This window comes from Pseudomonas sp. TAE6080, assembly GCF_018732265.1.
Lineage (GTDB): Bacteria > Pseudomonadota > Gammaproteobacteria > Pseudomonadales > Pseudomonadaceae > Aquipseudomonas > Aquipseudomonas brenneri.
Genome location: NZ_JAHIDY010000003.1, coordinates 139,698 through 150,971 on the forward strand (window position 1 = coordinate 139,698; position 11,274 = coordinate 150,971).

Sequence of the window (11,274 nt, forward strand, 5' to 3'; positions counted from 1 at the left end):
ACTGTCCGAGAACACCCCATGCAGCTCTCTTCGCTCACTGCGGTTTCCCCTGTTGACGGCCGCTACGCCGGCAAAACCCAGGCCCTGCGCCCTATTTTCAGCGAATACGGCCTGATCCGTGCTCGTGTACTGGTTGAAGTGCGCTGGCTCCAGCGCCTGGCCGCTCACCCTGCCATCAGCGAAGTGCCGGCGTTCTCCGCCGAGGCCAACGCTGTACTGAACACCCTGGCGGAAAACTTCTCCCTGGAGCACGCCGAGCGTGTGAAAGAGATCGAGCGCACCACCAACCACGACGTCAAAGCCATCGAATACCTGCTCAAGGAGCAAGCGGCCAAATTGCCGGAACTGGCCCAGGTCAGCGAGTTCATCCACTTTGCCTGCACCAGCGAGGACATCAACAACCTGTCCCACGCCCTGATGCTGCGCGAAGGCCGTGATGACGTGATGCTGCCACTGATGCGCCAGACCGCCAACGCCATCCGCGAACTGGCCATCCGCTTCGCCGACGTGCCGATGCTGTCGCGCACCCACGGCCAACCGGCCTCGCCGACCACCCTGGGCAAAGAACTGGCCAACGTGGTGTACCGCCTGGAGCGTCAGATCGCTCAAGTGGCCGCCGTGCCATTGCTGGGCAAGATCAACGGCGCCGTGGGCAACTACAACGCCCACCTGTCGGCCTACCCTGAGATCGACTGGGAAGCCAACGCCCGCGCCTTCATCGAAGACGAACTGGGCCTGGGCTTCAACCCGTACACCACGCAGATCGAACCCCACGACTACATCGCCGAGCTGTTCGACGCCATTGCGCGCTTCAACACCATCCTGATCGACTTCGATCGCGATATCTGGGGCTACATCTCCCTGGGCTACTTCAAGCAGCGCACCATCGCTGGCGAAATCGGCTCCTCGACCATGCCGCACAAGGTCAACCCGATCGACTTCGAAAACTCCGAAGGCAACCTGGGCATCGCCAACGCCTTGTTCCAGCACCTGGCCAGCAAGTTGCCGATCTCCCGCTGGCAGCGCGACCTGACCGACTCCACCGTATTGCGCAACCTCGGCGTGGGCTTTGCCCATAGCGTGATCGCGTACGAAGCCAGCCTCAAAGGCATCAGCAAGCTGGAACTCAACGCGCAGAAAATCGCCGCTGACCTGGACGCTTGCTGGGAAGTCCTGGCCGAGCCGATCCAGACCGTAATGCGCCGCTACAACATCGAAAACCCGTACGAAAAGCTGAAAGAGTTGACACGCGGCAAGGGCATCAGCCCCGAGGCGCTGCAAACTTTCATCGACGGCCTGGACATGCCCGCCGCGGCCAAGGCCGAGCTGAAACTGCTGACCCCGGCCAACTACATCGGCAACGCTGTAGAGCAAGCCAAACGCATCTGATTGCGGCTTGAACCCTTAAGACGCCCGGCAGCGCCGGGCGTTTTTATTCCCGTCTTAAAAGTGCTTTTTTTCAATAGGTTACACATGAATCCTGATATTCCTCTTCAACTTCTGGGCGGCATCACGGCACGGGAATTCCTGCGCGACTACTGGCAGAAAAAACCGCTGCTGATCCGCCAGGCCATCCCTGATTTCGAAAGCCCGATCGACGCCGACGAACTGGCAGGCCTGGCCCTGGAAGAAGAAGTCGAATCGCGACTGGTGATCGAACACGGCGAACGCCCGTGGGAACTGCGCCGCGGCCCGTTTGCCGAAGACGCCTTCAGCAGCCTGCCCGAGCGCGAGTGGACCCTGCTGGTGCAGGCGGTCGACCAGTTCGTACCGGAAGTGGCCGAACTGCTGGAGCAGTTCCGCTTCCTGCCAAGCTGGCGCATCGACGACGTGATGATCAGCTTTGCCGCCCCCGGTGGTAGCGTGGGCCCACACTTCGATAACTACGACGTGTTCCTGCTGCAAGCCCAGGGCAAGCGCAATTGGAAGATCGGCCAGATGTGCAGCTCGGAAAGCCCGCTGCTGCAGCACGCCGACCTGCGCATCCTCGCTGAATTCGAAGAGACTGCCGAATGGGTGCTGGAACCGGGCGACATGCTTTACCTACCGCCGCGCCTGGCACACTTCGGCATCGCTGAAGATGACTGCATGACCTACTCGGTAGGCTTCCGCGCACCGAGCGCCGCCGAAGTGCTGACCCACTTCACCGACTTCCTCAGCCAGTACCTGACGGATGAAGAACGCTACACCGACGCCGACGCCCAGCCCGTCAGCGACCCGCACCAGATCCAGAGCGACGCCCTGGACCGCCTCAAGAGCCTGCTGGCCGAGCACATGAGCGATGAGCGCATGTTGCTGACCTGGTTCGGCCAGTTCATGACCGAGCCGCGCTACCCGGAGCTGGTCGCAGGCCCCGAAGAGCTGGTGCAGGACGAAGTGATCAGCAGCCTGGAAGACGGCGCGATCCTGATCCGCAACCCAAGCGCGCGCCTGGCCTGGTCGGAAGTGGACGACGACGTACTGCTGTTCGCCAGCGGCCAGAGCCGTTACCTGCCGGGCAAACTGCGCGAACTGCTGAAGCTGATCTGCGCCGCCGACGCCCTGCACGTGGACAACCTGGGTCCATGGCTGGCCGATGAAGACGGCCGCGACCTGCTGTGCGAACTGGTCAAGCAAGGAAGCCTGGGGTTTGCCGATGAATAAAATTCGCGTACGTGTCGCAGACTGGCAAAAGGATATCGCCGAGATTCGGCGCATTCGTGAAGCGGTGTTTATCGCCGAACAATCGGTCCCACCTGAACTGGAGTGGGACGCAGACGATGCGGGCGCCATGCATTTCCTCGCACTGGAAGGCGACTTTCCGATTGGCACTGCACGCCTGCTGCCCAGCGGCGAGATCGGCCGGGTGTCGGTCCTCAAGGACTGGCGCGGGCTGAAAGTCGGCGACAAGCTGATGGAAGCGGTGATGGGTGCGGCTGAGAAACGCGGCCAGACCCGGCAGTTCCTCAGCGCGCAGGTGTATGCCGCGCCGTTTTATGAGCGGCTGGGTTTCAAGATCGTCAGCGGGGAATTCCTCGAAGTCGGGATTCCCCATGTTGATATGGAGCGCGAGGGCTGACTTTAGGCCGAGTCGCCCCCATCGCAGGCAAGCCAGCTCCCACACTTGGAATGTATTCTCCTGTGGGAGCTGGCTTGCCTGCGATGACGATATCAGCAACACCCAAAAAGGCCCTGCCATCCACCGATGCCAGGGCCTTTTGCCGTCTACGATTCAACTTGCGCCCCGCCAGGCCGATAAACTGGCACCATCAAGCCCAAATGACTTGCAGAGATAACGGACATGTCCCTACGCACCCTAGTCGCCAGCCTGCTCATGGCCGTCAGTTTTTCAGCAATTGCAGCTACCGAAGTCCTACCCCTGAACAACCGCACCAGCGCCGACCTGTTGCCCGTGGCGCAGAACTTCATTGGCAAGGACGGCACGGTCAGCGCCTACGGCAATCAGTTGATCGTCAATGCCGAGCCGGACAAAATCCAGGGCTTGCGCGCCCTGCTCGCACAACTGGACACACCCTCCAAACGCTTGCTGATCACCGTCGACACCAACGAGAACAACCAGCAAACCAATAGCCACATCATCACCTACAGCACCGAAAGCCGTGATGGCGGGATCCAGCAGATCCAGGCCAGCGAAGGTGTGCCAGCGCTGATCCAGGTCGGCCAGAGCGTGCCACTGACCACCACCCAGCCCGACACCTATGGCCGCCCACAGAACCAGACCCAGTACCGCAACGTCACCCAAGGCTTCTACGTGACCGCCAGCGTCACCGGCGAGACCGTACACCTGAGCATCAGCACCAATCGTGACCGCATGAGCCAGGAGCGTCCCGATGTAGTGAACGTGCAAAGCACCGACACAACTGTCAGCGGGCGCCTGGGCGAGTGGATCACCCTGGCCGGTATCAACCGCCAGACCCAGGCCGATAAACAGGGCGCGACCCGCACCTACTCGACCCAGGGCCGGGACGACCTGACACTGCGGGTCAAAGTCGACACCCTGAACTGAAGCACCAAAAACTGACTGATTAGTCGTATTAGACCAAAGATGTAGTGCCATAAAAAAAGCACTACAAAACATTTGACGATCCAAAAAAGCATGGGCATGATGGCCTCGCTCCCGCTAATCAGGGGCCCTGGCAAGGGCCTTCGGATCGTCGCTCTAAGCTACCCACCTGAGCCGATTCGTGTCTGTACTGCCCACAAGGCGTGTTTGACGAGGTTGCGACTGGAACGAAGTTGTCCCGAGGGACGGAAGCTAACCAGGTAACCCGGCAACACACTGATGAATCGTATCAAGGCCCACGACGCCCGAAGACTGTTCTCGGTTCGCCTCTACCTGCTCACTTTCTCCCTTGAGCCTATCGTTCATCCCGTCGCCTTCCCCGCCAAGCCCACTTTGACCGCCTAAGCTTCTGGTCAGCGAGCAGCCATCACCACGCACTGAATACGTGGCTGGCAAACGGAATTTTCAACCCAGTAGTTTTTCCACAAAAGACGCGACGAGGTTTTTCCCCATGGCACTGACACGCGAACAGCAAATTGCAGCCCTTGAAAAAGACTGGGCTGAAAACCCACGCTGGAAAGGCGTGACTCGCGCTTACTCCGCTGCTGACGTCGTCCGCCTGCGCGGCTCGGTTCAACCTGAGCACACCTTCGCAAAACTGGGCGCCGAGAAGCTGTGGAACCTGGTCACCCAGGGCGCCAAGCCGTCCTTCCGTCCCGAGAAAGATTTCGTCAACTGCATGGGCGCTCTGACCGGCGGCCAGGCGGTGCAACAAGTCAAGGCTGGCATCCAGGCGATCTACCTGTCCGGCTGGCAAGTGGCTGCAGACAACAACTCCGCCGAGTCCATGTACCCTGACCAGTCGCTGTACCCGGTGGATTCCGTGCCAACCGTGGTCAAGCGCATCAACAACTCGTTCCGCCGCGCCGACCAGATCCAGTGGAAAGCCGGTAAAGGTCCGGGTGACGAAGGCTACATCGACTACTTCGCGCCAATCGTGGCTGACGCCGAAGCCGGTTTCGGTGGCGTACTGAACGCCTACGAACTGATGAAGAGCATGATCGAGGCTGGCGCTGCCGGTGTGCACTTCGAAGACCAACTGGCTTCCGTGAAAAAATGCGGCCACATGGGCGGCAAGGTACTGGTTCCGACACAGGAAGCCGTGCAGAAGCTGACTGCAGCCCGTCTGGCTGCTGACGTTGCCGGCACCCCGACCATCATCCTGGCCCGTACCGACGCCAACGCCGCTGACCTGCTGACTTCGGACTGCGATCCGTACGACCAGCCGTTCGTAACTGGCGAGCGCACCCAGGAAGGTTTCTACAAGGTTCGTGCAGGCCTGGATCAAGCAATTGCCCGCGGCCTGGCCTACGCGCCGTACGCCGACCTGATCTGGTGCGAAACCGCCAAGCCTGACCTGGACGAAGCCCGTCGCTTCGCCGAGGCGATCAAGAAGGAATACCCGGACCAACTGCTGTCCTACAACTGCTCGCCTTCCTTCAACTGGAAAAAGAACCTGGACGACGCGACCATCGCCAAGTTCCAGCGCGAACTGTCCGCCATGGGCTACAAGCACCAGTTCATCACCCTGGCCGGCATTCACAACATGTGGCACAGCATGTTCAACCTGGCGCACGACTACGCCCGCAACGACATGACTGCCTACGTGAAGCTGCAAGAGCAGGAGTTCGCTGACGCGTCCAAAGGCTACACCTTCGTGGCGCACCAGCAGGAAGTGGGCACTGGCTACTTCGACGACATGACCACCGTGATCCAGGGCGGCTCCTCGTCCGTGACCGCGCTGACCGGTTCGACCGAAGAAGAACAGTTTCACTAAGTGACCTGAGTACACGGCCATTGCGGGCCCGATAGAAAGCTAACCGCAGTGCCGCACGATCTGACGCCCCGACTGGTTCGGGGCGTTTTTTTGCCCCGAGAAAACCCTCCTGCCCCAGCAAGCCCGCTCCCACAATAAAAATGCGGTAAGCCTGATATTTTTGCGCAAAACCTTGATCCAGAGCGGTATTCACTTAGGAAAAATCAGTTAAAAGTTTCGCGCTGGCAACTTGCGCCTAACGGGCAAGTAACAACAACTTTTCCCGCGACGCACTCAACACCCGCTTAAAACTCCCGCAAACAATATTCATTATCATTTAGAGCATTAAAACTTCGTTACACCCTAAACAAAACACAATTGATTAAAATCAAGCTAATGCCCGCAGCGTCTGGGCTACAGCCCCATAAAGGTGCACTATGTCCTTAATTCAGCGAATAAATTAGCTACAGGAATTTTACTTGCTAGGTGTTTAGCCATAAAATCACCGCGATTGATTGCGCTGCGACATATCGTCACTGCGTCGTTACTTTTTCGAGCTCAGAGACCTTTGCTCTCTGTTAAGGATTTCCAGCATGACCGAAGCGACAGGACTCATGGCCCACAACTGGGGCTTTGCCATTTTCCTCCTCGGTGTTGTCGGCCTTTGCGCCTTCATGCTCGGTGTTTCCAGCCTCCTCGGGTCAAAAGCCTGGGGCCGCAGCAAAAACGAACCGTTCGAGTCCGGCATGCTACCTACAGGTGGCGCCCGCTTGCGGCTCTCAGCCAAATTCTATCTGGTCGCGATGCTGTTCGTGATCTTCGATATCGAAGCCCTCTTTCTCTTTGCCTGGTCTGTGTCTGTTCGCGAAAGCGGCTGGACCGGATTCGTCGAAGCTCTCGTTTTCATAGCAATTCTGTTGGCAGGCCTTGTCTACCTATTTCGAGTGGGCGCCCTTGACTGGGCTCCGGAAGCTCGTCGCAAGCGGCAAGCGAAGCTGAAACAATGAGGCTTTGGCGATGCAATACAATCTCACCAGGATCGACCCGGATGCTCCTAACGATCAGTACCCCATCGGCGAACGGGAAACCGTCTCCGATCCGTTAGAAGACCAAGTCCACAAAAACATCTACATGGGCAAGCTGGAAGACGTGCTGAGTGGCGCGGTCAACTGGGGGCGCAAGAATTCCCTGTGGCCGTACAACTTCGGCCTTTCGTGCTGCTACGTGGAAATGACCACCGCCTTCACGGCGCCCCATGACATCGCGCGCTTTGGCGCCGAAGTTATCCGGGCATCGCCGCGCCAGGCGGATTTCATGGTTATCGCCGGTACCTGCTTTATCAAGATGGCGCCGATCATCCAGCGTCTCTACGAGCAAATGCTCGAACCAAAGTGGGTGATCTCCATGGGTTCGTGCGCCAACTCCGGTGGCATGTACGACATCTACTCCGTGGTTCAAGGGGTGGACAAGTTCCTGCCCGTGGACGTCTACGTGCCTGGCTGCCCGCCCCGCCCTGAAGCATTCCTGCAAGGCTTGATGCTGCTGCAGGAATCGATTGGCAAGGAGCGTCGCCCGCTTTCCTGGGTCGTCGGCGATCAAGGCGTGTACCGCGCCGAGATGCCGTCGCAAAAGGAACAGCGCCGCGAACAGCGAATCGCAGTCACCAACCTGCGCAGCCCCGACGAAGTCTGATCCAGCACCGCTTCTTTCTATAGAACGAAAACCTGGCTTCATTCTTTACGTTGACCGAAAGCGATAAAAAACCATGACTACAGGCAGTGCTCTGTACATCCCGCCTTATAAGGCAGACGACCAGGATGTGGTCGTCGAACTCAACAACCGTTTTGGCCCTGACGCCTTCACCGCCCAGGCCACACGCACCGGTATGCCGGTGCTGTGGGTGGCGCGTGCCAAGCTCGTCGAAGTCCTGACCTTCCTGCGCAACCTGCCCAAGCCGTACGTCATGCTCTATGACCTGCATGGCGTGGACGAGCGTCTGCGCACCAAGCGCCAGGGGCTGCCGAGCGGCGCCGACTTCACCGTGTTCTATCACCTGATGTCGCTGGAACGTAACAGCGATGTGATGATCAAGGTCGCTCTCTCGGAAAGCGACTTGAGCATCCCGACCGTGACCGGTATCTGGCCGAACGCCAGCTGGTACGAGCGTGAAGTCTGGGACATGTTCGGTATCGATTTCCCGGGCCACCCGCACCTGACGCGCATCATGATGCCGCCGACCTGGGAAGGTCACCCGCTGCGCAAGGACTTCCCGGCGCGCGCCACCGAATTCGACCCGTTCAGCCTGAACCTGGCCAAGCAGCAGCTTGAAGAAGAAGCCGCACGCTTCCGGCCGGAAGACTGGGGCATGAAGCGTTCCGGCACCAACGAGGACTACATGTTCCTCAACCTGGGCCCGAACCACCCTTCGGCCCACGGTGCGTTCCGCATCATCCTGCAACTGGACGGCGAAGAAATCGTCGACTGCGTGCCCGACATCGGCTACCACCACCGTGGTGCCGAGAAGATGGCCGAGCGCCAGTCCTGGCACAGTTTCATCCCGTACACCGACCGTATCGACTACCTCGGCGGCGTGATGAACAACCTGCCGTACGTGCTCTCGGTCGAGAAGCTGGCCGGCATCAAGGTCCCAGACCGGGTCGACACCATCCGCATCATGATGGCCGAGTTCTTCCGGATCACCAGCCACCTGCTGTTCCTGGGTACCTATATCCAGGACGTCGGCGCCATGACCCCGGTGTTCTTCACCTTCACCGACCGTCAGCGCGCCTACAAGGTCATCGAAGCCATCACGGGCTTTCGCCTGCACCCGGCCTGGTACCGCATCGGCGGTGTGGCCCACGACCTGCCGAACGGCTGGGAACGCCTGGTCAAGGAATTCATCGACTGGATGCCCAAGCGTCTGGACGAGTACCAGAAAGCCGCCCTGGACAACAGCATCCTCAAGGGTCGGACCATCGGCGTCGCTGCCTACAACACCAAAGAGGCCCTGGAATGGGGCGTCACCGGTGCGGGCTTGCGTTCGACCGGTTGCGACTTCGACCTGCGCAAGGCGCGCCCGTACTCCGGCTACGAGAACTTCGAGTTCGAAGTCCCGCTGGCGGCCAATGGCGATGCCTACGACCGCTGCATCGTGCGCGTCGAAGAAATGCGCCAGAGCCTGAAGATCATCGAGCAGTGCATGCGCAACATGCCGGCAGGCCCGTACAAGGCGGATCACCCGCTGACCACGCCGCCGCCTAAAGAGCGCACCCTGCAACACATCGAAACCCTGATCACGCACTTCCTGCAAGTCTCGTGGGGCCCGGTGATGCCGGCCAACGAGTCCTTCCAGATGATCGAAGCGACCAAGGGTATCAACAGTTATTACCTGACGAGCGATGGCGGCACCATGAGCTACCGCACCCGGATTCGTACCCCAAGCTTCCCGCACTTGCAGCAGATCCCTTCGGTGATCAAAGGCGAGATGGTCGCGGACTTGATTGCGTACCTGGGTAGTATCGATTTCGTTATGGCCGACGTGGACCGCTAAGCATGAACAGCACGCTTATCCAGACAGACCGTTTCACCTTGAGTGAAACCGAGCGCTCGGCCATCGAGCACGAGCTGCATCACTACGAAGATCCGCGCGCAGCGTCGATCGAAGCCTTGAAGATCGTCCAGAAGGAACGTGGCTGGGTGCCCGACGGCGCCCTCTACGCCATTGGCGAGATCCTCGGCATCCCGGCCAGCGACGTTGAAGGCGTGGCCACGTTCTACAGCCAGATCTTCCGCCAGCCGGTCGGCCGCCACATCATTCGCGTGTGCGACAGCATGGTCTGCTACATCGGCGGCCACGAGTCGGTGGTCGACGCGATCCAGAGCAAGCTGGGCATCGGCCTCGGCCAGACCACTGCAGACGGGCGCTTCACCCTGCTGCCGGTGTGCTGCCTGGGTAACTGCGACAAGGCGCCGGCGTTGATGATCGACGACGACACATTCGGCGACGTCCAGGCCTCTGGCGTCACCCAATTGCTTGAGGGCTATCCATGACCCTGACTTCCTTTGGCCCGGCCAACCTGATCAAGCGTTCGGCCGAAACCCACCCGCTGACCTGGCGCCTGCGTGACGACGGCGAGGCAGTATGGCTTGACGAGTACCAGGCCAAGAACGGTTATGCCGCAGCGCGCAAGGCTTTTGCCGACATGGCCCAGGACGATATCGTCCAGACCGTGAAGGACGCCGGCCTTAAAGGTCGCGGCGGTGCTGGCTTCCCCACGGGTGTGAAGTGGGGCCTGATGCCCAAAGACGAATCCATCAACATCCGCTACTTGCTGTGCAACGCGGATGAAATGGAGCCCAACACCTGGAAAGACCGCATGCTGATGGAGCAACTGCCCCATCTGCTGATCGAGGGCATGCTGATCAGTGCCCGCGCGCTGAAAACCTACCGTGGCTATATCTTCCTGCGTGGCGAATACACCACCGCCGCCAAGCACCTGAACCGTGCCGTGGAAGAAGCCAAGGCTGCCGGCCTGTTGGGCAAGAACATCCTCGGTTCGGGTTTTGACTTCGAACTGTTCGTGCACACCGGCGCCGGGCGTTATATCTGCGGTGAAGAAACCGCCCTGATCAACTCCCTCGAAGGCCGCCGTGCCAACCCGCGTTCCAAGCCGCCCTTCCCTGCCGCCGTAGGCGTGTGGGGCAAGCCGACCTGCGTTAACAACGTCGAGACCTTGTGCAACGTGCCGGCGATCATCGCCGACGGCGTGGACTGGTACAAATCCCTGGCCCGCGAAGGCAGCGAAGACATGGGCACCAAGCTCATGGGCTTCTCCGGCAAGGTCAAGAACCCGGGCCTGTGGGAGCTGCCGTTCGGCGTGACCGCCCGCGAGCTGTTCGAGGACTACGCCGGCGGCATGCGCGACGGCTACACCCTGAAAGCCTGGCAGCCAGGCGGCGCCGGTACCGGCTTCCTGCTCCCCGAGCACCTCGACGCACAAATGTATGCCGGCGGCATCGGCAAGGTAGGCACCCGGATGGGTACCGGCCTGGCGATGGCGGTGGACAATACCGTGAACATGGTGTCGCTGCTGCGCAACATGGAGCAGTTCTTCGCCCGTGAATCCTGTGGTTTCTGCACCCCGTGCCGCGATGGCCTGCCATGGAGCGTCAAGCTCCTGATGGCCATCGAGAAAGGTGAAGGCCAGCCGGGCGATATCGAGACCCTGCTGGGCCTGGTCGGTTTCCTCGGCCCTGGCAAGACCTTCTGTGCTCACGCACCGGGCGCCGTGGAGCCACTGGGCAGCGCAATCAAGTACTTCCGCTCGGAGTTCGAAGCCGGCATCGCGCCCAAAAGCGCCGCCGTCCCGCCTCTGGCAAAGCCGATCGTAGTCGGCGCGTAACGCTTCAATAAGCGAAGGGTCCGTGCCCTTCGCTTTGTCATGTGCTGACGCCT

10 protein-coding genes are annotated in these 11,274 nt (G+C 60.2%); all 10 read left to right on the forward strand.

Annotated features, from left to right (window positions below; translation table 11 throughout):
• The first annotated feature begins 18 nt into the window (after positions 1 to 18).
• The 10 genes from purB to nuoF all read left to right on the forward strand — a co-directional run bounded on the left by purB (position 19) and on the right by nuoF (position 11,221).
• Positions 19 to 1,389, forward strand: coding sequence for an adenylosuccinate lyase (gene purB / locus KL786_RS04220; RefSeq protein ID WP_215516856.1), 1,371 nt, complete (start codon positions 19 to 21; stop codon positions 1,387 to 1,389).
• An 84-nt stretch (positions 1,390 to 1,473) separates the two neighbouring features.
• Positions 1,474 to 2,643, forward strand: a complete 1,170-nt coding sequence (locus KL786_RS04225) for a ribosomal protein uL16 3-hydroxylase (RefSeq protein WP_215516857.1) — start codon at positions 1,474 to 1,476, stop codon at positions 2,641 to 2,643.
• Positions 2,636 to 3,058, forward strand: coding sequence for a GNAT family N-acetyltransferase (locus KL786_RS04230; protein WP_032857376.1), 423 nt, complete (start codon positions 2,636 to 2,638; stop codon positions 3,056 to 3,058). Before KL786_RS04225 ends, KL786_RS04230 begins: the two co-directional genes overlap by 8 nt.
• Positions 3,059 to 3,280: 222 nt before the next feature.
• Positions 3,281 to 4,006, forward strand: coding sequence for a secretin N-terminal domain-containing protein (locus KL786_RS04235; RefSeq protein ID WP_215516858.1), 726 nt, complete (start codon positions 3,281 to 3,283; stop codon positions 4,004 to 4,006).
• Positions 4,007 to 4,514: 508 nt separating this feature from the next.
• Positions 4,515 to 5,840, forward strand: a complete 1,326-nt coding sequence (gene aceA, locus KL786_RS04240) for an isocitrate lyase (protein ID WP_007946425.1) — start codon at positions 4,515 to 4,517, stop codon at positions 5,838 to 5,840.
• A 572-nt stretch (positions 5,841 to 6,412) separates the two neighbouring features.
• Positions 6,413 to 6,826: an NADH-quinone oxidoreductase subunit A gene (locus KL786_RS04245; protein ID WP_003219575.1), complete on the forward strand. Its 414-nt coding sequence runs from the start codon at positions 6,413 to 6,415 to the stop codon at positions 6,824 to 6,826.
• 10 nt (positions 6,827 to 6,836) lie between these two features.
• Complete coding sequence (locus KL786_RS04250) at positions 6,837 to 7,511, forward strand: NuoB/complex I 20 kDa subunit family protein (protein WP_012724951.1); 675 nt, start codon at positions 6,837 to 6,839, stop codon at positions 7,509 to 7,511.
• 73 nt (positions 7,512 to 7,584) lie between these two features.
• Positions 7,585 to 9,369 carry an NADH-quinone oxidoreductase subunit C/D gene (nuoC, locus tag KL786_RS04255; RefSeq protein WP_032857382.1) on the forward strand — a complete coding sequence of 595 codons (1,785 nt, stop codon included), beginning with the start codon at positions 7,585 to 7,587 and terminating at the stop codon, positions 9,367 to 9,369.
• A gap of 2 nt (positions 9,370 to 9,371) precedes the next feature.
• Positions 9,372 to 9,869 (forward strand): NADH-quinone oxidoreductase subunit NuoE, encoded by a 498-nt coding sequence (nuoE, locus tag KL786_RS04260; protein ID WP_029293358.1) that lies wholly within the window; start codon positions 9,372 to 9,374, stop codon positions 9,867 to 9,869.
• Positions 9,866 to 11,221, forward strand: coding sequence for an NADH-quinone oxidoreductase subunit NuoF (gene nuoF, locus KL786_RS04265; RefSeq protein ID WP_215516859.1), 1,356 nt, complete (start codon positions 9,866 to 9,868; stop codon positions 11,219 to 11,221). The genes nuoE and nuoF overlap by 4 nt, the downstream gene beginning before the upstream one ends.
• Positions 11,222 to 11,274: the final 53 nt, after the last annotated feature.